Annotated in this window: 29 protein-coding genes and 1 pseudogene; 9 read left to right on the forward strand and 21 right to left on the reverse strand. The window is 63.2% G+C overall.

Annotated elements, in window-relative coordinates; translation table 11 throughout:
- Positions 1–4 precede the first annotated feature (4 nt).
- The 6 genes from BLW56_RS18590 to BLW56_RS18610 form a co-directional block, all read right to left on the reverse strand.
- Positions 5–955 (reverse strand): cation transporter, encoded by a 951-nt coding sequence (locus BLW56_RS18590; protein WP_093512499.1) that lies wholly within the window; start codon positions 953–955, stop codon positions 5–7.
- On the reverse strand, positions 952–1,401 hold the full coding sequence (locus tag BLW56_RS18595) for a hypothetical protein (RefSeq protein ID WP_093512500.1): 450 nt from the start codon (positions 1,399–1,401) through the stop codon (positions 952–954). The genes BLW56_RS18590 and BLW56_RS18595 overlap by 4 nt, the downstream gene beginning before the upstream one ends.
- Positions 1,402–1,413: 12 nt before the next feature.
- Positions 1,414–1,704 carry a hypothetical protein gene (locus tag BLW56_RS20685; RefSeq protein ID WP_177176027.1) on the reverse strand — a complete coding sequence of 97 codons (291 nt, stop codon included), beginning with the start codon at positions 1,702–1,704 and terminating at the stop codon, positions 1,414–1,416.
- A gap of 86 nt (positions 1,705–1,790) precedes the next feature.
- Entirely contained in the window at positions 1,791–2,243 is a 453-nt protein-coding gene (locus tag BLW56_RS20975; protein WP_256203670.1) for an NAD(P)/FAD-dependent oxidoreductase, read from the reverse strand.
- Between the two features lie 111 nt (positions 2,244–2,354).
- The gene (locus BLW56_RS20980) at positions 2,355–2,921 is read right to left on the reverse strand and encodes an NAD(P)-binding protein (protein WP_256203671.1); all 567 of its coding nucleotides are present in this window, start codon (positions 2,919–2,921) and stop codon (positions 2,355–2,357) included.
- Positions 2,918–3,604, reverse strand: a complete 687-nt coding sequence (locus BLW56_RS18610) for an MgtC/SapB family protein (RefSeq protein ID WP_093512502.1) — start codon at positions 3,602–3,604, stop codon at positions 2,918–2,920. The genes BLW56_RS20980 and BLW56_RS18610 overlap by 4 nt, the downstream gene beginning before the upstream one ends.
- A gap of 225 nt (positions 3,605–3,829) precedes the next feature.
- On the opposite strand from BLW56_RS18610, the gene BLW56_RS18615 reads away from it, so the two are divergent.
- The 3 genes from BLW56_RS18615 to BLW56_RS18625 are packed head-to-tail and all read left to right on the forward strand — an operon-like array spanning position 3,830 to position 6,831.
- Entirely contained in the window at positions 3,830–5,332 is a 1,503-nt protein-coding gene (locus BLW56_RS18615; RefSeq protein ID WP_093512504.1) for a sensor histidine kinase, read from the forward strand.
- A complete protein-coding gene (locus BLW56_RS18620; RefSeq protein WP_093512505.1) occupies positions 5,325–5,771 on the forward strand; it encodes a response regulator in 447 nt (148 codons plus the stop codon). Before BLW56_RS18615 ends, BLW56_RS18620 begins: the two co-directional genes overlap by 8 nt.
- Before the next feature lie 7 nt (positions 5,772–5,778).
- Positions 5,779–6,831: a response regulator gene (locus tag BLW56_RS18625; protein WP_218140555.1), complete on the forward strand. Its 1,053-nt coding sequence runs from the start codon at positions 5,779–5,781 to the stop codon at positions 6,829–6,831.
- Positions 6,832–6,856: 25 nt separating this feature from the next.
- On the opposite strand, the gene BLW56_RS18630 is transcribed toward BLW56_RS18625, so the two are convergent.
- Positions 6,857–7,375: a hypothetical protein gene (locus tag BLW56_RS18630; protein WP_093512509.1), complete on the reverse strand. Its 519-nt coding sequence runs from the start codon at positions 7,373–7,375 to the stop codon at positions 6,857–6,859.
- A 202-nt stretch (positions 7,376–7,577) separates the two neighbouring features.
- Here BLW56_RS18630 and BLW56_RS18635 point away from each other — a divergent pair, with 202 nt between their 5' ends.
- On the forward strand, positions 7,578–7,751 hold the full coding sequence (locus BLW56_RS18635) for a DUF1328 domain-containing protein (RefSeq protein ID WP_093512511.1): 174 nt from the start codon (positions 7,578–7,580) through the stop codon (positions 7,749–7,751).
- A 166-nt stretch (positions 7,752–7,917) separates the two neighbouring features.
- On the opposite strand, the gene BLW56_RS20690 is transcribed toward BLW56_RS18635, so the two are convergent.
- Positions 7,918–8,094 carry a hypothetical protein gene (locus tag BLW56_RS20690; RefSeq protein ID WP_177176028.1) on the reverse strand — a complete coding sequence of 59 codons (177 nt, stop codon included), beginning with the start codon at positions 8,092–8,094 and terminating at the stop codon, positions 7,918–7,920.
- A gap of 198 nt (positions 8,095–8,292) precedes the next feature.
- Here BLW56_RS20690 and BLW56_RS20695 point away from each other — a divergent pair, with 198 nt between their 5' ends.
- On the forward strand, positions 8,293–8,454 hold the full coding sequence (locus BLW56_RS20695; RefSeq protein ID WP_177176029.1) for a hypothetical protein: 162 nt from the start codon (positions 8,293–8,295) through the stop codon (positions 8,452–8,454).
- A 235-nt stretch (positions 8,455–8,689) separates the two neighbouring features.
- Here BLW56_RS20695 and BLW56_RS18645 read toward each other — a convergent pair whose 3' ends face one another.
- The 4 genes from BLW56_RS18645 to BLW56_RS18660 are packed head-to-tail and all read right to left on the reverse strand — an operon-like array spanning position 8,690 to position 11,413.
- On the reverse strand, positions 8,690–9,574 hold the full coding sequence (locus BLW56_RS18645) for an NAD(P)H-hydrate dehydratase (protein ID WP_256203673.1): 885 nt from the start codon (positions 9,572–9,574) through the stop codon (positions 8,690–8,692).
- On the reverse strand, positions 9,567–10,328 hold the full coding sequence (locus tag BLW56_RS18650; RefSeq protein WP_093512517.1) for a histidine phosphatase family protein: 762 nt from the start codon (positions 10,326–10,328) through the stop codon (positions 9,567–9,569). The genes BLW56_RS18645 and BLW56_RS18650 overlap by 8 nt, the downstream gene beginning before the upstream one ends.
- A 2-nt stretch (positions 10,329–10,330) precedes the next feature.
- Positions 10,331–10,609 carry a DUF6894 family protein gene (locus BLW56_RS18655; protein ID WP_093512519.1) on the reverse strand — a complete coding sequence of 93 codons (279 nt, stop codon included), beginning with the start codon at positions 10,607–10,609 and terminating at the stop codon, positions 10,331–10,333.
- Between the two features lie 27 nt (positions 10,610–10,636).
- Positions 10,637–11,413 (reverse strand): Crp/Fnr family transcriptional regulator, encoded by a 777-nt coding sequence (locus tag BLW56_RS18660; protein WP_093512521.1) that lies wholly within the window; start codon positions 11,411–11,413, stop codon positions 10,637–10,639.
- A gap of 210 nt (positions 11,414–11,623) precedes the next feature.
- Between BLW56_RS18660 and BLW56_RS18665 the strand changes: the two genes are divergently transcribed.
- Positions 11,624–11,851 carry a hypothetical protein gene (locus BLW56_RS18665; RefSeq protein ID WP_143043512.1) on the forward strand — a complete coding sequence of 76 codons (228 nt, stop codon included), beginning with the start codon at positions 11,624–11,626 and terminating at the stop codon, positions 11,849–11,851.
- A gap of 7 nt (positions 11,852–11,858) precedes the next feature.
- On the opposite strand, the gene BLW56_RS18670 is transcribed toward BLW56_RS18665, so the two are convergent.
- Positions 11,859–12,686, reverse strand: coding sequence for an SDR family oxidoreductase (locus BLW56_RS18670; RefSeq protein WP_093512629.1), 828 nt, complete (start codon positions 12,684–12,686; stop codon positions 11,859–11,861).
- Positions 12,687–13,006: 320 nt separating this feature from the next.
- Here BLW56_RS18670 and BLW56_RS18675 point away from each other — a divergent pair, with 320 nt between their 5' ends.
- Both BLW56_RS18675 and ligD read left to right on the forward strand, forming a co-directional pair.
- A complete protein-coding gene (locus BLW56_RS18675) occupies positions 13,007–13,867 on the forward strand; it encodes a non-homologous end joining protein Ku (RefSeq protein ID WP_093512524.1) in 861 nt (286 codons plus the stop codon).
- Between the two features lies 1 nt (position 13,868).
- Positions 13,869–16,373: a DNA ligase D gene (ligD, locus tag BLW56_RS18680; protein WP_093512526.1), complete on the forward strand. Its 2,505-nt coding sequence runs from the start codon at positions 13,869–13,871 to the stop codon at positions 16,371–16,373.
- 16 nt (positions 16,374–16,389) lie between these two features.
- Here ligD and BLW56_RS18685 read toward each other — a convergent pair.
- Together BLW56_RS18685 and BLW56_RS18690 are read right to left on the reverse strand one after the other, a co-directional pair.
- Positions 16,390–17,149: pseudogene (locus BLW56_RS18685) on the reverse strand (IS5 family transposase).
- A gap of 196 nt (positions 17,150–17,345) precedes the next feature.
- On the reverse strand, positions 17,346–18,275 hold the full coding sequence (locus tag BLW56_RS18690; RefSeq protein ID WP_093512528.1) for an isopenicillin N synthase family dioxygenase: 930 nt from the start codon (positions 18,273–18,275) through the stop codon (positions 17,346–17,348).
- Positions 18,276–18,407: 132 nt separating this feature from the next.
- On the opposite strand from BLW56_RS18690, the gene BLW56_RS18695 reads away from it, so the two are divergent.
- Positions 18,408–18,833 carry an EVE domain-containing protein gene (locus BLW56_RS18695; protein ID WP_093512530.1) on the forward strand — a complete coding sequence of 142 codons (426 nt, stop codon included), beginning with the start codon at positions 18,408–18,410 and terminating at the stop codon, positions 18,831–18,833.
- Positions 18,834–18,842: 9 nt separating this feature from the next.
- Here the strand turns inward: BLW56_RS18695 and BLW56_RS18700 are convergent, their stop codons facing one another.
- The 6 genes from BLW56_RS18700 to wrbA all read right to left on the reverse strand — a co-directional run bounded on the left by BLW56_RS18700 (position 18,843) and on the right by wrbA (position 22,369).
- Positions 18,843–19,172, reverse strand: a complete 330-nt coding sequence (locus BLW56_RS18700) for a PilZ domain-containing protein (RefSeq protein WP_177176031.1) — start codon at positions 19,170–19,172, stop codon at positions 18,843–18,845.
- Positions 19,173–19,259: 87 nt separating this feature from the next.
- The gene (locus BLW56_RS18705; protein WP_093512534.1) at positions 19,260–19,850 is read right to left on the reverse strand and encodes an SOS response-associated peptidase family protein; all 591 of its coding nucleotides are present in this window, start codon (positions 19,848–19,850) and stop codon (positions 19,260–19,262) included.
- Positions 19,851–19,859: 9 nt separating this feature from the next.
- The gene (arfB, locus tag BLW56_RS18710) at positions 19,860–20,261 is read right to left on the reverse strand and encodes an alternative ribosome rescue aminoacyl-tRNA hydrolase ArfB (RefSeq protein ID WP_093512536.1); all 402 of its coding nucleotides are present in this window, start codon (positions 20,259–20,261) and stop codon (positions 19,860–19,862) included.
- Entirely contained in the window at positions 20,254–20,937 is a 684-nt protein-coding gene (locus BLW56_RS18715) for an RluA family pseudouridine synthase (protein ID WP_093512538.1), read from the reverse strand. Before BLW56_RS18715 ends, arfB begins: the two co-directional genes overlap by 8 nt.
- 24 nt (positions 20,938–20,961) lie before the next feature.
- Positions 20,962–21,762, reverse strand: a complete 801-nt coding sequence (locus BLW56_RS18720; protein WP_093512540.1) for a DODA-type extradiol aromatic ring-opening family dioxygenase — start codon at positions 21,760–21,762, stop codon at positions 20,962–20,964.
- A 4-nt stretch (positions 21,763–21,766) separates the two neighbouring features.
- Positions 21,767–22,369 (reverse strand): NAD(P)H:quinone oxidoreductase, encoded by a 603-nt coding sequence (gene wrbA, locus BLW56_RS18725; protein ID WP_093512631.1) that lies wholly within the window; start codon positions 22,367–22,369, stop codon positions 21,767–21,769.
- Positions 22,370–22,386 lie beyond the last annotated feature (17 nt).

Raw genomic sequence — 22,386 nt, forward strand, 5'->3', positions numbered from 1 at the left:
GCGGTCACTTATCCGTCACGTCGGGCACGAAGCTGACCTGCGCAAGGCGCCAGTTTCGCTCGGGCTCTCCGGGCCAATGGCCCTCCGGTCCGTCATAGTCGTGGGGTGGATGCGCTCCGTGGACTTCGGCACGAATGAGGCGGCCGGTCTCGCGAAGCCGGATCGTCGCGCCGGGGTAGCGTTGTTCGAGCAGTTTGCGTACTTCTTCGGCATCGTCGGACAGCTTTGCGCTCGCGAGCGCCCGCGGTGCGCCATCGACGAGTTCGGCGGTGGAAGAACGGATCGCCGTCAGGCCGTCGTGCAATATGTCGAACGAAATGAAAGCCGCAGCGACCGAATCCGCCCACCACCAGCCGAGCCCGAGCCCCACGATGCCTGCGATCCCTGCCGCACCGGTCATCCAGTTGGCCTTGTTCATCAGCGCGTCGGTGTGGAGAAGCTTGTCGGACAGTTTTTCGGCAAGTGGCAGTTCCTTTCGGCCGATGATCATCGGAGGAATCATCGCGTAGGCCTGCGCCCCGATCATGAGCCAGCCGAGCCAGATGTCGCGGCCCAGAATGCGCACGGATCCAACCGTCGCATGCTCCGCTTCGATGAGCGTCATCGCCGAGTCCCAGAGCAGGAGCGCGCCGGTTCCGGCGAGCGCAACGGAAGCCAGAAAGAAGCCGAGGCCGTTCACCCGCTCGAAGCCGAAGGGGAATTTCCTCGAGTGCTTTCCCGTCCGTTCCATTCGTGCTGCGACGAGAAAGGCGATTGGTGGGACAAGGCCGAGCGTGTCCTCGATCCACGCGGTCTTCATCGTCTGACTCTGGCCGAGCACGAGGCCCATCACGGCGATGATCGATATCGTCCATGCAATGTTCCACCACTCTAGCCGTTCTGCGCGCTTCAATGTATCGCGCAGCGCGGACGGCAGCTCGTCCGCGTGCGTTCGCGCGGCCGCGGCGCCGTTCATTGCGGATCACCTCCGTCGCGTGTGCTCGCCTCGACGACGCTGATCCAGCGGTTCTCGCCATTCTTCATCGCGGCGCGCCATTCGATCGCCTTTTCGCCCTGACCGGAGGTCGCGAGAGGAGGGGAGAGGGCCGCAGCCGTCTCGAGCAGAGTCCCTTTGCGAAACGGTGCGACCACAAGATCGACACCGCCTTCGTCGAGGCGGGCAAGCAAAGGTTCAAGCTCGCCGGTCTCGACGCGCGATATGGCGTGGGTCCGCTTTTGAAGCCGGTCGAGGAGACGAAGCGCCTCTGGCGGCAGCGGGGCCGTTGCCGCGACCCTGATTTCGCCGCGCGCCTCGATCGCGGTCAGCGTTCCGTCGGGATCCTTGGGAAGTGCATCGCAGCCAGCCAAGGGCAGGGCGATCAGAGCGGCGGTGATCCAGCGCCGGAAGCATGGGCGGTACACGCGGGCGAAAGCTCAGTAGGAGGGCGGATCGCTGGCGGGAAAGGATTCATCGCCCGCCTGGTCGACCGGGGTCCACTCCCTGCGCGGTGTATCGCGCATCGCGTCGGGCCCCGCCGATCGCGTCTGATCGAAATTTTCCTTATGGGTTTCTCCATCGCGGAATGCCGCGGAATGGCTCTCGTCTTTCTTTGTCGCGGGCTTCGACTTCCGCGTAAACCAGAGCAGGGCGCCAATGGTCAGGGCGCCCAGCAATTTTCCGAAGTGCGAGCTGCCCGGCGGCTGGCGTGTAGCATCATAGGCCATGTCATATCTCCCGAATTGGCTTTCCCTTCAAACGTGCGACGCCGTCCGGAGTTGCCAAGGGGAAGCCGCAACGGCGGAGCCGGGTGTCAGAAACGGCGATGAAAGCTGAAGAGGCCCGCATCGGGATCGCCGCTGCCGAGGATGAGACCGCGTAATATCTGGGCCGCCATCATCGAGAACGTGATCCCGTTGCCGCCATAGCCCATCGCCGCGTAACAATTCTTCATTCCCGGAACGCGGCCGATCGTCGGGGTTCCCAGCGGGCTATTGCCGAAGCTTCCGGCCCAGGCATAAGCCGGCGTCGGGTCGATATTGGGAAGCAGTGCCCCCAGCTCTCGCGAAAGCGTTGCGCATTTCGAGCCTATTTGCGCATCGCGCGTCGCGGCGTCGGCATAATCCTCGTCCTCCCCGCCGCAGATGACGACGCCGTCCGGCGTCGTGCGGATATAGAGATAGGGATCGGATGCTTCCCAGATCAGTGCGGCGCCGGGCCAAATGTTAGGGGGCTGCGGCCGTGTCGCGATCGACCAGGTTGACATGATGCTGTTGCCCTTTTGGCGGGGACGCCCTTCGGCATCTCATAGCCGGTCGCACAGAGGGCATGGGCAGCCTGAATCTCGCAGCCTGTCGTTGTCCCGATCGTAAAGCCGCTATCCGACGGATCGATCTCGCTTGCATCTTTGGGCGCATAGATCTTCGCCCCTCGCCGCGCAGCGATCCCCATATAGGCTGCTGCCATGCGGCGCGGATCGGCGGTGTAGTTGCCGAAACCGAGCAGCGCAGGCGCCGGGCGATTCCGGTTCTGCGGCGGAGTTCGGCCGGTGCGAGCAACTCGACCTCGAAACCTGTACGTCGGCGTGCCTCGGCTTCCCGTTCGAGGCCCGCCCGGTCGAGGACATTCCCGTCGAGATAGATCGATCCGCGCGTCGCGGCGTCGACATCGAGGCCGAGCCGCTGGGTACGCGCCCGCAACGCCTCGACCCCAGACAGGGTCGGCGCCAGATGCGCTCGGCACGGTCGAGTACCACGATATCGAGGCCTGTTTCGCTCAGCGTCTCGGCAATCAGTGCGCCCGAAATGCCCGCGCCGATAATCGCCACGTCGCATTCGACCTTGGGCGGGAGGCGCCGTATGGCGAGGGGAGGGCGGCGCCGATCCAGCCAGAGCGGGCGTCCGGTTCTGAGATCGCGGTGGACGGTCGATGATGCCGTGGTCATGCCTGCTGGGGCCGGATTTCGAAGCTGGCCACCGACGCGTCGGCGATCCACGCCGCGCCGATTGCTTCGGCTTTCGTCTCGTCATAGCCATCGACGATCGCCCCGAACCCCTGGACGTCGCTTTCCGCCCATTGATCTACTGTGATGACGGACAAGCCATGGCTCTCGATGATCCGGATAAAGGCGGAAAGGGCGACGGGCGCGTCGCGCCGGAAGCCGATCTTGATGTGCGCGATACGCCGCTGCGGTGCATGACGCTCGGTAATGGCAACGGCTGCCAGAACGAGAAGCGCGGCAAGGCCGCCGAAGATCGCGAGCTCATAAAAGCCGATGCCGAAGAGCATGCCGAGTGTCGCCGTGGTCCAGAGCGACGCGGCGGTCGTGAGGCCGCGTACATTGAACCCCTCACGGAATATGACACCGCCGCATAAAAAGCCGATCCCTGTCAATATGCCGTGCGCCATGCGAACCGGGTCTATGCGGATCACCTCGATCGGTGCATCGTTGAGCCATGCCATCTGATGCACCGCCGAAAGCATCAACAGGCAGCAGGAAAGCGCGACGAGAATATGCGTGCGAAGGCCAGCGGGGCTCGCGCGATATTCCCGCTCTGCGCCGATGATCGCCCCGGCAATGATCGCGCCGAGGATAGGCCAGAGCAGATCGGGCGCCATCACACTCATGCGAGGATCAGGGCTGAAGCCTGGCGGGCGTGCCGGGGGTCGCCGTCAAACAGGGAAGGATTCAAACCATGATCCTCTTAACTTAGGTTCTTGCTCAAACGAGCGGCTGCCGCAAAAGGATGCGCGCCGATCGCGTGGGTCTTGTCTGCCAAGGGCTTGCGGCGATAGGGTACGGCCGCCATCAACGGCGTCGAACCGCTGGTGGAATGACCGGAAAGAGGGGGTATGGAATCGACGCGAATAGGGGCGCTTGGGCGCGATGCGCGCGCGAGCAGGCTGATCATCGGCCTGCTGACGCTTGGCTTTGCGGCGCTTCTGGCGGCGGCCGTCGCCACCTTCTGGATCCAGCGTCAGAATGAGGAGAGTTCGGCGCTAGTTGCGCACACGCTTTCAGTCGAGACGAGTCTTGGTGGATTTGCCAGTGCAGCAGAGCGTCTCGAAACCGCCCGGCGCGGATTGTTGCTGACGGCGAACCCGGATTTTTTGCCTGTCATCGACGATACCGAAACGGCAGCGCGGATGCGCCTTGAAGAGCTTTCGCAGCGCATCGCCGACAATCCCGCACAACGCGCACGTGTAGAGCGCCTTCGCACGCTTCTCGATGAATATGCGGCCTATCGCCAGAAGGCCCAGCAACTCTCCGGCGCGGCGCGTGGAGACATGGTCGCCGGCTTCATGACCGATCCTGCAGTCCTGCGCATTCGGGAGATGCGCAGCGTCGTCGAAGCGATGATCGCGGAAGAGGTGGGATTGCTTCGCGCCCGCGAGGCGCAGCAGCGGACGATGCAGCGCCTCTTCGGCGCCATGCTCGTTGCGACCGGCTTCCTCATTCTCGTCGTTGCAGGTGTCACGCTCTGGCTTGTACGGCGGAACCTCGCCGAGCTTCGCGCGTCGCGTGCAGAGCTTCGTTACCTCAACGAAGGGCTCGAGCAACTCGTTGATGCCCGCACTGGCGAACTCAAGCGCGCGAATGCCGAAATCCAGCGCTTTGCCTATATCGTCAGCCACGACCTTCGCTCGCCGCTCGTCAATGTCATGGGTTTCACCGCCGAACTCGAAACAGCCCGTCAGTCGATCGCGGGCTATGTAAGCAAGAGCGACGCCGAGGGGTGGTCGGCGCCTGACGCGACGACACGGCTCGCGATCGAGGAGGATCTTCCCGAAGCGATCGGCTTCATCCGCTCATCGACGCAGAAAATGGATCGGCTCATCAATGCGATCCTGAACCTGTCGCGTCAGGGACGCCGGACGCTCGCGCCGGAGACGCTCGATCTCGGCGAGGTGGTGCAGGGTATCGTTGGAAGCCTCCGCCACCGCATTGACGAGACGGGCACAAGTCTCCACGTCGATACTTTGCCGAAGGTGGTCAACGACCGCGTCGCCGTCGAGCAGATCCTGTCCAATCTTGTTGAGAATGCGCTCAAATATCTGGAGCCGGGACGGCCGGGCGTGATCGAGGTAACCGGCGGCAGCGACCTCGGACGCGCCTGGGTATCGGTTGCCGACAATGGTCGCGGCATAGAGCCGCGCGATCATGAACGGATTTTCGATCTGTTCCGCCGCTCGGGCGCGCAAGATCAGCCGGGCGAGGGGATCGGGCTTGCTCACGCCCGGGCGCTGGCATATCGCCTCGGCGGCTTTATCGAAGTCCAGTCCGAATTGGGTGCGGGGTCCACCTTCCGGCTGATCCTGCCCATCGAATGGCAAAGCGGAGAAGAGGATGCCTGACCAACTACCCGTCAATATCGTGATGATCGAGGACGATGAGGGGCATGCGCGCCTCATCGAGAAAAATATCCGGCGCGCCGGTATCTCGAACACGATCCATCATTTCCTCGACGGCACTTCCGCGCTGTCGTTCCTGTACGACAGCGATCATGGTCCGGTCCGCAACGGCCCGGCACTGATCCTGCTCGATCTCAACCTGCCCGACATGAGCGGCACCGACATATTGGCTAAGATCAAGGGCGATGGCAGCCCGCTCCGCCGGACTCCCGTCGTGGTCCTGACCACGACCGATGACAAGATCGAGATCCAGCGCTGCTACGATCTCGGCTGCAACGTCTACATCACCAAGCCGGTGAACTATGAGAATTTCGCCGACGCCATCCGGCAGCTCGGTCTCTTCCTGTCGGTGATCCAGGTCCCCGATCCCGATCCTGCCTGAGGCCTGCTTGCCCCATATTCTCTATATCGATGACGATGACGGCATCCGCCGCCTTGTGTCGCGTGCGCTCGCCCGAAAAGGCTTCGAGGTAAGCCTCGCCGCCAGCGGTGCGGAAGGCATCGCTATGACGAAGGAGGGCGGGCATGACCTGATTGCAGTCGACCATTATATGCCCGGGCAGGACGGCCTCTCGACGCTGGAGGCGCTGCGTGCGCTTCCCGATTGTCCGCCGGTTGTCTATGTCACCGGTTCCGAGGAAAGCCGCATCGCGGTCGCCGCGCTGAAGTCCGGGGCCGACGACTATGTCGTAAAATCGGTAGGCGAGGATTTCTTCGACCTTCTCGCGAACAGTTTTGAACAGGTTCTGGACCGGGCCGAGCTTCGCCGTGAGCGGCGACGGGCCGAGGAGGAATTGCGCGCGAGCAATTTGCGGCTCGAGGCGCTGCTGAAGGAGGTCAATCACCGCGTCGCGAACAATCTTCAGATGGTCATGTCCTTCATCGCGCTGCAGGCGAAAACCCTCGGCGACAGCGCCGCGCGCGAAACGCTCGAAAAGACGCAGGCGCGGATCGCGACGATCGCTCAGGTCAACCGACGGCTCTACACGACGGATGATGTCGAATATGTCGCGATGGACGACTATCTCGCGGGGCTTGCCGCTGACCTTGCGGCGAGCTGGTCGAACGGGGACGCGCATCGCATGATCGAAGTCTCGGCTGACCCGGTGCGTCTCTGTACCGACAAGGCTGTCGCGCTCGGGATGATCACAAATGAGTGGGTGAGCAACGCGTGCAAATACGCCTATGGCGAAGAACATGGTGGGGTCATTCGTATCGTCCTCCGCGCCGGTGGGGAGGACCTTCTTGAACTGGCGGTGGAGGACGATGGAGTTGGCCTTCCGGCAGATGGTGCCGTCAGGGGGACGGGTCTCGGAACCCGGCTGATCGACGCGCTCGGCCGTACGCATCGTGGGAAAGTGTATTATGGTCCGGTTCCTGCCACGGGGGCCGGCACCCGCGCCATGATCAGCTTGCCGCTACGTGCGGGCGATCTTGCCTGACGCGCCGACGATATAGGGGCCGTCTTTAGCCCGTTGCGATTTCGGCCAGCACCGAACGCCGGATATCGAACTCAAAGCCATTCGTAGCGGCGGCTTGCTCGGTCGTGGACATGATCCTGACGCGACCCTTCGTAATTCCGCGCTGCTCGAGGAAGCGGGCGAGGGCATCGGCGCGCCGCTCGCTAACGCCATCGCTGTCGGTTCTGAAAATGAGGCGCGTGTCGGGCGCAGCTTTGAGGATATCGGCAATCCTCGCCATTTGGCCGAGGGCGTGCGGCGAAAGCGTGGTACCGTCCTTCTCGAAAGCTTCGGCGGGGATGTGGAAGCGGGCTTCGACCCCGCGGCCTTGGGCGACCCATTCGGCGATTTCCCGCTCGAGACTGCCCGGCTTCGCGATCATCGTCGCACCGTCAGGGAGCACAACCAGATCGGTCGCCGGCGCACGCTGCACCGGTTCGGTTGTCGGGCTCTTGCATGACTGAAGCGACAGTGCTGCGGCCGCGACAACAAGAAACAAGGTCATCGACAGAAGAAGGCGGGCCATAAATCGTCCTGGCTTTTTGGTGGCCCCTCGCATGGGTTCAACGCCGCAAGGCGGGTCGCGTTGCCTTGCCGGCTGCCGGAACTTTGCCGTCCGTACAGCGTTAACGGCTCATCGATGCAAAATGACATTGCGGCCGCGGTCGCGGGCTTTGGACCATGTTCAAGGCATCGGAATTTTGCGCACCAAAAAAAGGGAGAATGCCATGTTTCGTTACGCCATTATCTTCGCGGTGATTGCCCTCATCGCCGCGCTTCTCGGCTTCGGCGGCATCGCGGGTCTGTCCGCCGATTTCGCCAAGATCCTGCTGGTTATCGCGGCGGTGCTCTTTGTCGTCGGCATCCTGTTCGGGCGCGGCGGTCGCCGTACATTGCCCTGAGCATTTCAGATATCGGGAGCGCCGGGTGATACTTGGCGCTCCCTCTTCGACAAGGCGGCCTTCCGGGCCGCCTTTTTTAGTGCGCCGAATGCAACCGCCGCATAACAAAAAGGCCCGTCGAAGCGGGCCAAGTCCGAAGCGTCGGGCGCGCTTCGCGGGGAAGGGATTAGTTGCCGGTGCCCGGCTTGCCGGTCTTGGGTGCCTTGCCATCTTCGAGACGACCTTCGTTCCGAAGACCGCGGCCTTCCTGGGCCTTGCGCTGGCTTTCCGGGGAGGCGCCATTCTCATAGGCTTCTTCCTTCGCATAGCCGGCGGCTTCCTTGATCTTGCCTTTGACGCTCATGATGTTTCTCCATCTGGTTGCACAGGATCAACCGGGTGAACCCGCCGAAGTTGCCGTCGCGGCGCGCGTAATGCTGATTTTCCGAAATCGTCATAACATGGATCAAGACGGTGGTTTTCGGGGGAACAATCGCGTTTGGCGGCGCGTCTCGCGGAGGTCTGCTCCCCCGCAGGCGCAATCGAAGAAGAGGATGTCCCGATGTCGCAGAACCCCAACCAGCAGGGCAATCAGCCGAACAAGAACCCCGGTCAGGATCGTCAGCAGGAACAGCAGGACGACGTGAACCGTCGCCAGCCGGGTCAGGATGGTGACGATCGGCAGCAGGATGGCAATGACGATCAGAATCGTCAGAACCGCTAAACAAAAGACGCGCATTGCTGCGCGCTTTTGGCCGGGTCGCGATCCGTCGCGGCCCGGCTTTTTATGCCTCCACAACTTAACCCAGGTTGTTTCGGAACATCGGCCACATGTCTAGCCACGGGACGGGCAATCGTTCGTTAGCGACCCACGAGCGAGTGTCAGGGGGACTCTCGCTCGCGGCTCCCGCAGCAGAGGCCTGAAAGGCTCCGCCCCACCAGGCGGAGCCTTTCGTTTCTCAGGCGACCCCGCGCATCAGCCCCGGCACCAGCGGGGCAAGCTCCCGCGCAAGATAACCGAGCGGCCCCATTGTTTCCGACAGGCGGCGGCCTGCTTCCCCGTGGAGCCATATACCCCATGCAGCGGCGTCGAGCGGCGCCAGACCTCGCGCACCCAGTCCGGCGATCAGCCCGGCGAGAACATCTCCCGATCCGCTAACCGCAAGGCCGAAGCCGCCGCCTGCATATGCAAGGCAGGTGTCGCCGACCATCAGATGGCTGGTCGAACCCTTGACCATCACGGCGCAGCCAAAGGTGGAGGCGGCTTTCGTCAACGCTGCCAGAGGATCGGCCGTCACGGTTTCGCGGGTAAGATCGAGCATGGCGGCAAGCTCACCCTCGTGCGGAGTCAGCACGATATGTGCTCCGCGTTCCCGGATTGCATCAACATGGTCGGCCGCAGCGCGGAGCGCGAAAGCGTCGAGCAGCAGGAACATGTCGTCTGGCAGCTTCGGAAGAAGATCGGCGAGAAGGGTGCGCACGCCCGCTTCGTCGATCATCGCGGGCCCGAGGACGATGGCGTCGTGATTGGGAATTTCCTCGAGGACCAGATCGGCGCTATCGGGCGCAATCTCGCCTGCTTCGGTTTCGGGGAGAGCCAGTACGGCGCAGGCTGGAAAGGCTATGCCGATCGGTATGGCTGCCGAGGCGATTGTCGCAATCGTGACTTTGCCGGCGCCGGCCCGGAACGCTGCCTCCGCGGTGAGCAGCATGCCGCCGGGTACGCGGCGCGATCCGCCGATGACGAGAACGCGGCCGCGCCCGTTCTTGTCGACATTGTCGTGATGATCGGGGAGCGGATTCGCCTTCAGCCAGGCGGTGTTGAGCGGTGTGGATTCAGCCACGGGCGGCGACCATCGCATCAGGTTCGCGCGTCACCGGGACCTCGCCGGTCATGGGCGCGGTAACATTGTAGCGCGAGAGGACGAGATTGCCGTCGCGCCCCTTTGCCGGGTCGAACCGATATTCGGTGATTGCGCAATTCGCCACGTCGCCCTCGCGGTCGATGGCCAGTATTTCCTTCTCGCCCAGATTTTCGATGATCGTGCGCAGGCACAGCACCACGACCTGGTGCGCGACGATCATGACGCGGCGACCGCCATAATGAAGCGAAACGGTGTCGAGGAGCGACCTCAGGCGCAGGATGACATCGCACCAGCTTTCGCCCCCGGGCGGGCGATGGTAGAATTTTCCGAGCAAGGTCCGGAACTCGGCTTGTTCGGGATGGGTCGCCTCGATCCCGCGATGCGTGAGCCCGTCCAATATCCCGAATTCCTTTTCGCGAAGCCGCTCGTCAACGCAGATTTTTTCCTGTTCGTCGCACCCGCCGGCTCCGCGGAATATCTCCGCCGTCTGGATGGCGCGAAGATAAGGTGAAGCGAGCATGATCTCGGGGCGGCCATTTTCCTCGCCCTCGGCGAACCACTCCCCCAGCGCCCGCGATTGCTCTTCGCCCAGCCTGGACAAGGGAACGTCAACGTCACGGTGGTCGAGCGCAATGCGGAAGTCGCCCGCCGCGTCGGCGGCATCGCGCGCCACATTGCCCGCGCTCTGGCCGTGACGCACGACCCACAATGTGGAAGGCCAGCGAGGCGTCATATCTACGTGTCGCTCGCTGGCTTTTGATGTTTGGCGGTATTGGCTGGGCGCCAATCGGCATCGACGGCGATCATCACGACCGCGAAACGAAGCTGCCCGTCGTCGTTGGTGACATTGATCCGAAGCTCCTGATCCTTCAGCAGCAGCAAGGGATCGTCGTGGATAAGCCCGCCGCCGTAACGGACCGCTTCGTGCCGTGCCGCATTGTCGTCGGGCAGTTCATGGCCCTGATCGTCGATGTCTTGCGTGCCATCGCAGACATGAAAATAATAGCGTGGCATGTCGGGTCGTCTCCTGTCTCCACAGGACTAAACCGGCGAGACGGTGTTTCGATGCAGGTAAAGGTCCGAAAAATCCGCCATTTGCCGCAGAATTCCAAGATCGCCGATGGTAAGCCGCCGCGAAATGCGTCGCACCGCACCGGCATCTTCCAGCAGTTTGATCGTCCGGTTGATGTGGACGGGCGTGAGCCCCAGCAAGTCTGCCAGCTGCTCCTGCGTCAACGGCAATTCGAACCCGCTGACGTCCTCCCGCGCGATCTGCTGTACGCGGTAGAAGATCTCGCAAAGAAGGTGGGCAAGCCGCGCCAGGGCGTTGCGGCGGCCGATGTTGAGGAGCCACTCACGGCCGATCGAGGCTTCGATCAGAATATCGACGAGAACGGCCCGCGCGAGGTTGGGCCGCGGGGCGACCAGTTTCTCGAAGTCCTTGATCGAGAACACCGCCAGTTCCACCGGCGTCAGCGCTTGCAGGCTATGGTCCGCCGTTTCGACATAAAGCGACTGGAAATCGAGTGCATCGCCCGGAATTTTAAGGGCAACGATCTGGCGCCCCCCGTCGGCGGACGTCTTCTGGCGATAGGCATAGCCTTGCAACAGGACGGGGCATACCGTCGCCTTCTCGCCTTCGCGCAAAATATGCTCGTTCGCTTCGAGGCGGCGGATGTTGAAGGGAAGGTCGCGGATCGCCTGCTGGTCGTCAGCGGATAACGGGCTATGGCTCAAGAGCTTGCGAATGAAGATCCCGAGGCGATCCTCTTTTGTCATGGCAGGATCGTCACCCATCCAGCGCACCAACATGGGCATGACTTCTGCGGTATCCGATCAAGGCGTTGTGATGGCGCATACAGAGAGAACATCGGGGGTATCCGATGGGTTCCGTATACGGACAACGAATGTGTCACAGTCCTTATGGCCGCGAATTCACAGTGACGATCCAACATGGATCAAGTCGACGGGCCCTGCTTTCAGCTAGGGATGCTCGGGGTTTTACCGAGGATGGAGATGCCCGCCTTGTTGACCGACGATACCTGGGCCGCGCTCGTTGAAGCAGAAGATAGCTACGGCGAAGGCGCCGAGACCCATGCTCTTGCAAGGGCCGCTGCTGCACGTCAGCAGGGTGACGAGAAGCAGGCACATATTTGGGCCGCGGCCGCCAACGAGCTTCACATTCTGCACAACATAAACAAGCAATGGGCCAAGCCGCGCGCCCGGCCCTTCGGCGCACATCGACCCTCCGCTTGAAACAGGACTAGCCGTTAACGATGGTGCCGCCGTTCGGGTGCAGGACCTGTCCCGACATGTAACTGCTGTCGTCGCAGGCGAGAAACAGGAAAGAGGACGCGACTTCGTTGGGTTCGCCCGGGCGTTTCATCGGGGTGCTTTCACCGAAGGTCCTCACCTTGTCGACCGGCGCGCCGCCGCGGGGATTGAGCGGCGTCCATATAGGCCCCGGGGCGACGGCGTTCACCCGGATTCCCTTTTCCACCAGATTCTCGCTCAGCGAGCGGGTGAACGCCGTAATGGCGCCTTTGGTGGCACTATAGTCGAGCAACCCCGCGCTTCCCTGATACATGGTTACGCTGGTGCAGTTGATGATCGCGGCGCCCTTCTTGAGGTAGGGAAGAGCAGCCTGTACGAGGTAGAACATTCCAAAGATATTTGTCTGAAACGTCCGTTCGAGCTGGCGGGGCGCGATATCGCGAATATCGTCGGCAGGGTGCTGCTCGCCTGCGTTGTTGACGAGAATGTCGAGCCGGCCGAAGGCCTTCATTGCGGCGTTGACGATCTTCTCGGCCGCCTTGGGATTGCCGATGTCGGCCTTGACGACGATCGCGCGACGGCCTTCGGCCTCGACGATTTTCACCGTCTCCGCCGCGTCGTCCTTGTTGCTGTGATAGGCGATCGCGATATCGGCGCCTTCGCGTGCGAACAGTGCCGACACGGCGCGGCCGATGCCGCTATCGCCTCCTGTTACGATCGCGGCCTTGCCCTGCAATCGCCCCGATCCTGGGAAGCGAGGCTGCCATTTCGGCGCCCGGTCCAGATCGCTTTCCCGGTCGGACGGCGGGTCCGCGATCGTCTTGCTTGCGCCGACCTGCTTCTTGAGCTTGGCGGCCGCCTTGCGCTTGCCGGCCTTTTCGGTTGCGCTTTCTCCCGTCTTTCCGGCTTTGGGTCCTTTTGCCAAAACCAATTTCCTTTCCGGCTGCAGGGATGAGGTGGCGGGCAGGCTGTCGGCGGTTCGACAATCCCCGTCCCGATAAAGTGACGCACGGCGTCACGGCAGGTTCCAGCAGGCCGCCGCCGAAGTCGTGGCGCGCGCCCGGAGCGTCGAGGTCTTCGCCTGTGACGGAACGCCAGACCTGCTTGAGCATTTTCTAGATGGAAAGGGAGATTTCGATGGCTGTACGCGCCTATTGGAAAGGACAGATCCGCCTTGCCCTGGTGTCGATCCCGGTCGAGATTTACGCCGCCACCAAATCGGGCGCGGCGATCAGTTTCCGCCAGATCCACGAACCGAGCGGCAAGCCGGTCAAATATGAGAAGGTGGTGCCCGGCATCGGGCCGATCGACACCGACGATATCGTCAAAGGCTATGAAACGTCGAAAGGCAATTATGTCCTGCTCGACGAGGAAGAGATCGAGGCGGTCAAGCTCGACAGCAAGCGCACGCTCGAACTGCTCCAGTTCGTTGATGCCGGCGACATCGACATCCTCTATTATGCCAAGCCTTACTATGTCGTCCCCGCCGACGAACTCGCCGAGGAAGCCTATATCGTCCTCCGCGAGGCGCTTAAGCGCACGAAGAAGGTCGGGCTCGGCCAATTGTCGGTGCGCGGGCAGGAACAGCTTGTGGGCCTGCGCCCCTGCGGCAAGGGGCTCGTCCTCGAAGTGCTGCGTTACTCCGACGAAGTGAACAAGGCGGCGAATTACTTCCGCGATGTCGGCAATGCCAAGCCCGACGCCGATTTGCTCGATCTTGCCGAAACCTTGATCGGCAAGAAGAGCGGCAAATTCGACGCGTCGGATTACCACAATCATTATGTCGACGCGCTGAAACGCGTGATCGCGAAGAAGGCGAAGGCGAAGGGTAAGCGCGTGCTCGAGGATGTCGAAGAGCCGGGCCCGGTCAAGGGCGGCTCGAATGTCATCGACCTGATGGCGGCGCTCAAGGCGTCGGTCGATGGCAAGAAGAAAGCGCCTGCGACCGAAGCGAAGAAAGCGCCCGCGAAGAAGCCTGCGGCGCGAAAGCGCGCCTGACATGGCGCGTGCGGATCCCCTCGCTCAGTATAACGCGAAGCGCGACTTCAAGCTGACTCCCGAACCCGCGGGCAAGGTCGAAAAGGGAGCAGGCAACCGTTTCATCGTCCAGAAGCACGACGCAACGCGCCTCCACTATGACTTCCGTCTTGAAGTCGACGGCGTGCTCAAGAGCTGGGCGGTGACCAAGGGCCCCAGCGCCGACCCCGCCGACAAACGCCTCGCGGTGCGTACCGAAGACCATCCGATGTCATACGCCGACTTTGAAGGTGTGATCCCCAAGGGCGAATATGGCGGCGGCAGCGTGATGCTGTGGGACCGCGGCACCTGGGCCCCGGTCGCAGGCAAGAGCGCGAAGGATTTAAGCAAGGGCCATCTCCATTTCACGTTGGAAGGCGAGCGGATGAAGGGCGAATGGCTGCTCGTCCGCATGAAACCGCGCCCGGGCGAAAAGCGCGAGAACTGGCTCCTCCGCAAGGTCGACGACGCCTGGGCCGGCGGCACCGACGATCTCGTCGGTCGGCAACTCACCAGCGTCCTCACCGGCCGCACGATGGCCGAGATCGCGGGCGACGAAGGCGGCGAGCAGTCGCTAAAGGGTGCCAAGGGCGAAGCGTTCGCGAAGAAGATGGCCGCTGCCGCCACGCACAACCGCAAGGTCGCCAAAGCCAAACCCAAAGGCAAACCGCCCAAGTTCCGCCCGCTCCAGCTCGCGACGCTCGTCGATGCCGTGCCCTCTGGCAACGGCTGGTTCCATGAGATCAAATATGATGGCTACCGCGCCGAAATCGCCGCAGCGGGATCGGACGTTCGGGTCTTCACCCGGAATGGCCTCGACTGGACCGACAAATTCGCCCCGCTCGTCCGCCACATCGCCGCGCTCGATCTCCCGCCCTGCCTGATCGACGGCGAGATCGTCGCCTATGGCAGCGACGGCAACCCCGACTTCTCGTCGCTGCAGGCGGTCCTCAAGCGCGGCCATGGCGCGCAGGACGACGCGACCGAGCTTCACCTGTTCGCCTTCGACCTGCTCGAGCAGGACGGCAAATCGCTCGCCAGGCTCGGCAATCTCGAGCGCAAGGAGCGGCTCGAAGCGCTGCTCCGCGAAGCGCAGCCGCCGATCGCGGTCGCCGACCATGTCATCGGCGCAGGCGAAAAGCTCTACGCCGCGATGTGCGGCGCGGGGCAGGAAGGCATCATCTCGAAACGCGCCGACGCGGCGTATGTCGGCCGCCGCACCAAAAGCTGGGTGAAGGTCAAATGCACCCGCCGGCAGGAATTCGTGGTCGTCGGCTGGAACCCGTCATCGGCGAAGGGCCGCGCCTTCGCCTCGCTCCTGCTCGCGCAACGCGAAGGCGACACTCTCGTCTACAAGGGCAATGTCGGCACCGGCTTCGACACCGAAACGATGGCCCACCTCGCCGGCAAATTCGCGAGCCGCGAACGCAGAACCGCGCCGCTCGAGGTCGACGCAGCATCGGCGCGCAAGGTGCATTGGCTGAAACCCGACCTCATCGCCGAAATCGCTTTCGCCGAATTCACCGCGAGCGGATCGGTGCGCCACGCAAGTTTCCTCGGTTTGCGCGGTGACAAGGAGGCAAAGGACGTGACCCCGGAAGTGGAACAGCCCGCCCCCGCGCCCGAATCCGACGTGACGATCAGCAGCCGCGACCGCGTGATCTTTCCCGAGGCGAAGGCGACCAAGGGCGACCTCGCCGACTATTACGCCGCGATCGCCCCCGTGATGCTCCCGCACACCGCGCGCCGCCCGATCAGCCTCGTCCGCTGCCCGCAGGGGCGCGGCAAGAAATGCTTCTTCCAGAAACATGACACGGGCTCGTTCGGCGACCATGTCCTCCACGTGCCGATCAGGGAAAAGGACGGCGGGCACGAGGATTATATCTATGTCGAGGACGCCGACGGGCTGCTCGCCTGCGTCCAGATGGGGACGATCGAGTTCCACGGCTGGGACAGCCATGTCGACGACGTCGAGGCGCCCGATCGCATGGTCTTCGACCTCGACCCCGACGAAGGGCTGGGTTTCGCCGACGTGAAGAATGCGGCACTCGATATTCGCCGCCAGCTCGCCGACATCGGCCTCGTCAGCTTCGCGATGCTCTCGGGCGGCAAGGGCGTCCACATCGTCGTGCCGGTGGCTCCGGGGCACAGCTGGGACGCGCACAAGGATTTCTCTAAGCGCTTCGCCGAGGCGCTGAGCCTCGCTGAGCCCGAGCGCTATGTCGCGACGATGAGCAAGGCGAAGCGCAAAGGGAAGATCTTCATCGACTACCTCCGCAACCAGCGCGGAAGCACCGCGATCATGCCCTATTCCGCTCGCGCTCGTGAAAACGCTCCCATTGCGGCGCCGATCGGTTGGGAAGAGCTCGCCGACATAAAGGGCGCTGGCGCCTGGACGATAAAGGATGCTGCCGATCTGTTGAAACGTGCCACTAGTTCCGACCTCAAGGGCTGGGGTTTCGCAGCGCAATCCATGCCGTCAATTTAGGGTCAGGACTCATTGATCAGAGCCAGAAGATGACGGTCGCGGCGAGAGCGACGGCGGAGAAGAAGGCCTTCCGGCACCGATCATAGCGGGTTGCGACCCGTCTCCAGTCCTTGAGGCGACCGAACATGACTCGATGCGGTTGCGGCGTTTGTAGCGACGCTTGTCATATTTGACGGTCTTGTTCCGTATTTTCCGGCCCGGGATGCAGGGAGTGATACCCTTTTCCTGCAAGGCGTCGCGGAACCAGTCGGCATCATAGCCCCGGTCGGCGAGCATCCATTGCGCTTTGGGCAAACTGTCGAGCAAAGCGGCCGCGCCCGTGTAATCGCTGACCTGCCCGGCGGTCATGAAGAAGCTGATCGGGCGGCCATTTGCATCGGTTACGGCATGAAGCTTGGTGTTCATACCGCCCTTCGTGCGGCCGATCAGGCGTCCCGGACCCCCTTTTTTACCCCAAGGCTCGACGCCGTGCGGTGGGCCTTCAAATAGGTCGCGTCGATCATGATCGTCTTGCGCTCTGGCGCCTGCGGTGTCGCCAAGCCCTCCATCATGCGGATGAAGATGCCCCTGTCGCTCCACCGCTTCCAGCGATTATAGAGCGTCTTCGCCGGGCCATACTCCCTCGGCGCATCGCGCCACCTCAGCCCATTGCGGTTGACGAAGATAATGCCGCTCAAAACCCGCCGGTCATCGACACGCTTGCGGCCATGGCTCTTCGGAAAATAGGGCTGAAGACGCGCCATCTGCTCGTCCGTCAGCCAGAATAAATCGCTCAAATTCAGGCTCCTTCGTGGTCGCCTGAATCACAGCCATCTCCGCAAATCAATGGGTCCTGACCCTAATTCTTCCGTTCGGGGATGGCGCAGGCACTCTCGTTGCCGTGCCTGTGCAGCGCGAGCGCCCGATTTCGAGCGTTCCGGATCAGGACCGGAATGACGAATGGCAGAACGTCACCCCAGCGCGGCCATCGACTTACTTTTTCAACCCGATCTCACGCAGCCGTTCTTGCAAATATTCGTCCGCGGTGATCGGCGTCGGGTAAAGATTGGGATGCGACGCATCGACACAGCTTTCGAGCGTCTCGATCGGATAGTCCGAACGGAAATGAAGGAAGAAGGGCATCGAGTAACGCGCGACGCTTGCCCGGCCGGCGTCGGGGTTGCGGACGCGGTGGGTGGTCGAGGGCAGCTTGTTGTTGGTCAGTCGCTGCAGCATGTCGCCGACATTGACCGCCATCGCACCCGGCGGGGGCGAGACGGGAAGCCAGCTGCCGTCCTTGTCGAGGATTTCGAGACCCGCTTCCTCGGCACCGAGCAGCAGGGTGATCGTGTTGATATCCTCATGCGCTTCGGCGCGGATGCCTTTCGCGGGGGCTTCGACGGGCGGATAATGGAGCAGGCGCATCACGCTGTTGCCGTCGGCGACGGTGTCGTCGAAGAAGTCGGGCGCAAGGCCGAGATAGCGCGCGATGCCGGACAGCAGGCGCGCGCCGACGCGGTCGAATTCGGCGAACAATTTGTCATAGGCCGTGCGAAAGCCCTCGACTTCCTTCGGCCAGACATTGTTCGGCTGTTGCGCCGCAAGGCGGTGGCCCGCGGGCAGGTCGCGGCCGACGTGCCAGAATTCCTTGAGGTCGACTTCCTTTGCGCCCTTGGCGATTTCGGTGCCGAACGGGGTATAGCCACGCGCGCCGCCGCCGCCCGCGATATGATAGGCGCGCTTGGTGCCTTCGGGCAGCGCGAAGAAGGCCTTCGCCTTGTCCCAGGCTTCGTCGATCAGCGCGGGGTCGATGCCATGATCGGTGATCATCGCGAAACCGAAGCGTTCGAACGACGCCCCGAAATCCTTCGCGAACTGGTCGGCGGGAAGCGACATGGAAATGACGGGTACGGCAGCGGTCATGAAAGATAAGTCCATCTGAAAGGGGCGGCGCCTGCGGGGCGCGTCATGAGTCGCGATTTAGGCGCTGCCCGTCCGCGATTAAAGGGAAAAAGGCGGTTTCGTCGCGCGCGTGGCTCGGCTAAGCCCGCCGCCATGGCAAAGCAATATTGGCTGATGAAATCCGAACCCGACGCCTATGCGTGGGAACAGCTCGTCAAGGACGGGACGGGGATGTGGGACGGGGTGCGCAATCACACCGCGAAGCTGAACCTGATGGCGATGAAGGTCGGCGACGAGGCGCTCTTCTATCACAGCAATATCGGGAAGGAATGCGTCGGGATCATGGAGATCACCGAGGAATCCTCGCCCGACCCGACCGCCGAAAAGGGTTCGCCCTGGGTCATCGTTCGCGTCGCGCCGGTGCGTGCGCTGAAGCATCCCGTGACGCTCGCCGCGATCAAGGCCGATCCGGCGCTTGCCGACATGGACCTCATTCGCCAGTCGCGCCTGTCGGTCGGACGCGTCACGCCCACCGAGTGGAAACATATCCTGAAAAAGTCGGAAAAGCCCGAGGGCTGACCGCGGGAATTATTGGCCGCGAAGTCGTGCCTGCAGATGTTCCGCGACCGACACGTGAAGCGGGTTTACGAATTCGCAGCCATAATTGTTGCCGTCGGCGCGGCGGACCACTGCTTCCAACGGCTGGAGCCCCGGCAGGTTTACCCAGATATGTTTGCCAATCTGCGGCCGGAACGATGTGACCATGCGAAAGCCGGTCGACGACAGATCGAACAATTCGACATCGAAGGGGTTGAGCCCCGGTTCACGAAAACGCGCGCGCGCGGTGACGGGCGCTCGTTCGGCGCCGCGCCCGACCTTGGGCGCCTTTCTGGTTTCGACGGTACGATTCCCCAACACGGCTTGGTCCCTGCGTTGATCTTTTGATTCGCCCGCTTTTACGGCGTCGTTGGTTATCGCAAGGTGAAGCGATATGGTGAAATTCGCCTATACCGGAGGCGCTTCGCCAATCGCCATCAACTGGCTGGGAAAGGGCATGGCCAGCGCAACCGCGGCACGCCATTCGCCGCCGAGCCATGTGGCATAATCCTCCGGATGCACGATCACCGGCATGCCCTTCGGCTGATGATGTGCCACGAGCCGGTTCGCATCGGTCATGAGCATTGCAAAGCACGGCCAGTCCTCGCCCTGGCGCAGGATTCCCGCGAAAGCGAACACCGGCCGCGACGGCACCGAAAACCAATGCTGCCGTCGCGCTCGCTCGCTGCCCGACCAGTAGGCGAAGGCGGTGGCGGGGATCAGGCAGCGCAGTTCGGCATGACGCAATGTGCCGATCCAGAAGGGGCTCTGCAGGTTGCGGACATGCGTGACCGGCTGGGTGCCCTGAGGCGGGGGCGGAACGCCCCATAATTTCGGGCGCAGATAACGGCGCGCCCCGCCGCGGCCGTCGCTGACGATCACCGGCGCGGGTCGTGCGGGCGCGACATAATCGCCGGTCCAGGGGTCATCCCCCGCCTCGGCGCCGAACGCCGCCGCGATCGCGCTCGCGGGGGCATCGAGGCGATAGAGACTCGTCATTATACCGTCTCAGTCTGTTCCGCGCACCCGTCCGCGCCCGGCCTTCACTGTACTGCGCGCCTTCTTGCTGTCGACGCGCTTTGCCTTGGCCGCCTTGCTCGGTTTGGTCTTGATGCGCCTTTCGGGGCGGACGAGCGCCGCATCGACAAGCTCGTTCAATCGTGCGCGGGCGTCGGCACGGTTCGCCTCCTGCGTTCGAAAGCTGCGCGCCAGAATGACGAGTTCGCCCGCTGAGGTCATTTTGCTTCCGACGAGCGTCTTGAGCCGGCGATAGGCGTCGGGCGCAAGGCCAAGCGCGAATACATCGACACGCAGCTGGCAGGCCGTTGCGACCTTGTTGACATTCTGTCCCCCGGGGCCCGACCCCGCGAGAAATTTCTCGCTGATCGCGCTTTCGGGAATGTCAGCCACGGGTCGGCGCCGCGCCCTCGGGTTCCGAAAAGCCCAGGGCGATGAAGCTGTCGGGAAACGGAGCCTCCGCAATTACTGGCGGCTTGACGTCACGTTTTACGACCAGCCGCTCGGCATGGAGGAGGGTACGGGTCTTTGTACCGCCGCGGCCGTAAACGGGATCGCCCACGAGGGGGAAGCCGAGGCCCTCGAGCGCATGGACGCGCAGCTGGTGGGTGCGTCCGGTTTCGGGCCGGAAGCGCAGAAGCGCACGGTCGCCAACGACGGCGAGCTTTTCCCAATGCGATACCGAAGGCTTGCCCTTGGGATCGCCGACCATGCGCCAGCCCTCTTCGGCGGTCGACACTTTGGCGAGCGCAATGTCGATCGTACCGCCGTCCCCGTCAGGAACGCCGTCCACGATTGCGAGATATTGTTTTTCGACCTCGCGCCCTTCGAACGCGCGCGTAAAGCGGCCGTGCGCTTTGGGATTGCGTGCAAGGAGCAGGCAGCCCGAGGTGTCGCGGTCGAGCCGGTGGACTGCCAGCGGCCAGCGTTTGAAGCCGAACTTGAGCAGGTCGAGATGGTTCTCGAGACTGAGGCTGCCGTCACGCGGCGCATCGACAGGAAGGCCTGCGGGCTTGTCGATGACGAGGGCCTCGCCATCGAGGAAGAGAACACGATCTGAAAGAAGCATGGCGCGCTATAGAGGGCCCACGGGTCAGTCGAAAGCGTAAACATCCATCGCGAGCAGGCCATAGGTGACGCTATGGTGCAGCCGCTCGGATTTGAACGAGACCCCGCCCGTACCCATCGCGACGAACAAGGGCAATATATGGTCCGGTGTCGGGTGATTGTCGGCGCCGTGCGGTGCCCGTTCGACGCTATTGAGCACGTCGTCGACAGCGCCTGCAGACATTCGTTCCGCGATCCAGTCGGTAAAATCGGTGACCCACGCCGGCGCCGGGGCATCGATCGGCAGGCGGGCTGAGAAAAGCGCGCGCAGATTGTGCGTGATGCTGCCCGACCCGATGATGAGCACATCGTCGTCGCGAAGCGGCGCGAGCGCCTGCCCAAGCGCATAATGCCATTCGGGCGAAGCATTGGAGTGGATCGAGAGCTGGACGACCGGGATATCGGCGTCGGGATAGATGAGCGATAGCGGCACCCATGCGCCATGGTCGAGCCCGCGTTCGGGATCGGCAGTAACGGCAAGGCCATGGTCGGCGAGCAACTCGACGACGCGCGCCGCCAGCGCCGGATCGCCCGGCGCGGGATAGCGCATGGCGAAAAGTTCGTCGGGAAACCCGCCGAAATCGTGGATCGTCGGCGGCGCAGGCGATGCGGTCACCGTTGCCCGTCCGCCCTGATATGCCGCGTCGTGATGCGCCGAGACAAGAAGGATCGCGCGGGGGCGCGGTAACTGGTTGCCCAGCCCGGCGAGGAAGTCTCGCGCCGGGCTGGGCTCGAGCGCCATCATCGGCGAGCCGTGCGAAAGGAAGAGGCTCGGGAGACGGCGCATCGGTTCAGGCGATTAGCTTGGCGGCGGTGCGCGCGACGCGCTCGCCCAGATAGCGGGCACCGGCAAGGTCGGCTTCGCCCGGCTGGCGCGAACCGTCGCCGCCGGCGATCGTCGTCGCGCCATAGGGCGCGCCACCCTTCACTTCGTCGACGCCCATCTGGCCGGCAAAGCCGTAATCGAGGCCGACGATCGTCATGCCGAAGTGGATGAGGTTCGTGAGGACCGAGAAGAGCGTCGTTTCCTGGCCGCCATGCTGCGATCCGGTCGAGGTGAAGGCCGCGCCGACCTTGCCATTGAGCTTGCCCTGCGCCCAGACGCCGCCCGCGGTGTCCCAGAAGCTCGCCATCTGGCTCGACATGCGGCCGAAGCGCGTCGGGGTGCCGACGACAACCGCGTCATAGTTCGCAAGTTCGTTCGGATCGCTCAGCAGCGGATGCGCGGTGTCGGTCTTGAAACCGGCGGCCTGCACCACCGCTGCGGGCGCGGTTTCGGCGACGCGGCGGATATCGACTTCGGCGCCCGCAGCGCGCGCACCGTCGGCGACGGCGTCGGCCATCTGTTCGACATGACCATAGCTCGAATAATAGAGCACCAGCACTTTAGCCATCATATAGTCCTTTCGTG

The organism is Sphingopyxis sp. YR583 (assembly GCF_900108295.1).
GTDB lineage: Bacteria > Pseudomonadota > Alphaproteobacteria > Sphingomonadales > Sphingomonadaceae > Sphingopyxis.

Coding starts and splice junctions, on each gene's coding strand:
- BLW56_RS18635 (WP_093512511.1), top strand. CDS start 7,578: ATGTTTCGTTACGCCATTATCTTCGCGGTGATTGCCCTCATCGCCGCG.
- ligD (WP_093512526.1), top strand. CDS start 13,869: ATGGCGCGTGCGGATCCCCTCGCTCAGTATAACGCGAAGCGCGACTTC.
- BLW56_RS18690 (WP_093512528.1), bottom strand. CDS start 18,275: ATGACCGCTGCCGTACCCGTCATTTCCATGTCGCTTCCCGCCGACCAG.
- BLW56_RS18630 (WP_093512509.1), bottom strand. CDS start 7,375: ATGGCCCGCCTTCTTCTGTCGATGACCTTGTTTCTTGTTGTCGCGGCC.
- BLW56_RS18590 (WP_093512499.1), bottom strand. CDS start 955: ATGAACGGCGCCGCGGCCGCGCGAACGCACGCGGACGAGCTGCCGTCC.
- BLW56_RS18705 (WP_093512534.1), bottom strand. CDS start 19,850: ATGACGAGTCTCTATCGCCTCGATGCCCCCGCGAGCGCGATCGCGGCG.
- BLW56_RS18720 (WP_093512540.1), bottom strand. CDS start 21,762: ATGCGCCGTCTCCCGAGCCTCTTCCTTTCGCACGGCTCGCCGATGATG.
- BLW56_RS18620 (WP_093512505.1), top strand. CDS start 5,325: ATGCCTGACCAACTACCCGTCAATATCGTGATGATCGAGGACGATGAG.
- BLW56_RS18660 (WP_093512521.1), bottom strand. CDS start 11,413: ATGCCCATGTTGGTGCGCTGGATGGGTGACGATCCTGCCATGACAAAA.
- BLW56_RS18610 (WP_093512502.1), bottom strand. CDS start 3,604: ATGAGTGTGATGGCGCCCGATCTGCTCTGGCCTATCCTCGGCGCGATC.
- BLW56_RS18650 (WP_093512517.1), bottom strand. CDS start 10,328: ATGACGCCTCGCTGGCCTTCCACATTGTGGGTCGTGCGTCACGGCCAG.
- BLW56_RS20980 (WP_256203671.1), bottom strand. CDS start 2,921: ATGACCACGGCATCATCGACCGTCCACCGCGATCTCAGAACCGGACGC.
- BLW56_RS18695 (WP_093512530.1), top strand. CDS start 18,408: ATGGCAAAGCAATATTGGCTGATGAAATCCGAACCCGACGCCTATGCG.
- BLW56_RS20695 (WP_177176029.1), top strand. CDS start 8,293: ATGTCGCAGAACCCCAACCAGCAGGGCAATCAGCCGAACAAGAACCCC.
- BLW56_RS18675 (WP_093512524.1), top strand. CDS start 13,007: ATGGCTGTACGCGCCTATTGGAAAGGACAGATCCGCCTTGCCCTGGTG.
- BLW56_RS20975 (WP_256203670.1), bottom strand. CDS start 2,243: ATGTCAACCTGGTCGATCGCGACACGGCCGCAGCCCCCTAACATTTGG.
- BLW56_RS18615 (WP_093512504.1), top strand. CDS start 3,830: ATGGAATCGACGCGAATAGGGGCGCTTGGGCGCGATGCGCGCGCGAGC.
- BLW56_RS18655 (WP_093512519.1), bottom strand. CDS start 10,609: ATGCCACGCTATTATTTTCATGTCTGCGATGGCACGCAAGACATCGAC.
- BLW56_RS18715 (WP_093512538.1), bottom strand. CDS start 20,937: ATGCTTCTTTCAGATCGTGTTCTCTTCCTCGATGGCGAGGCCCTCGTC.
- wrbA (WP_093512631.1), bottom strand. CDS start 22,369: ATGGCTAAAGTGCTGGTGCTCTATTATTCGAGCTATGGTCATGTCGAA.
- BLW56_RS20690 (WP_177176028.1), bottom strand. CDS start 8,094: ATGAGCGTCAAAGGCAAGATCAAGGAAGCCGCCGGCTATGCGAAGGAA.
- BLW56_RS20685 (WP_177176027.1), bottom strand. CDS start 1,704: ATGGCCTATGATGCTACACGCCAGCCGCCGGGCAGCTCGCACTTCGGA.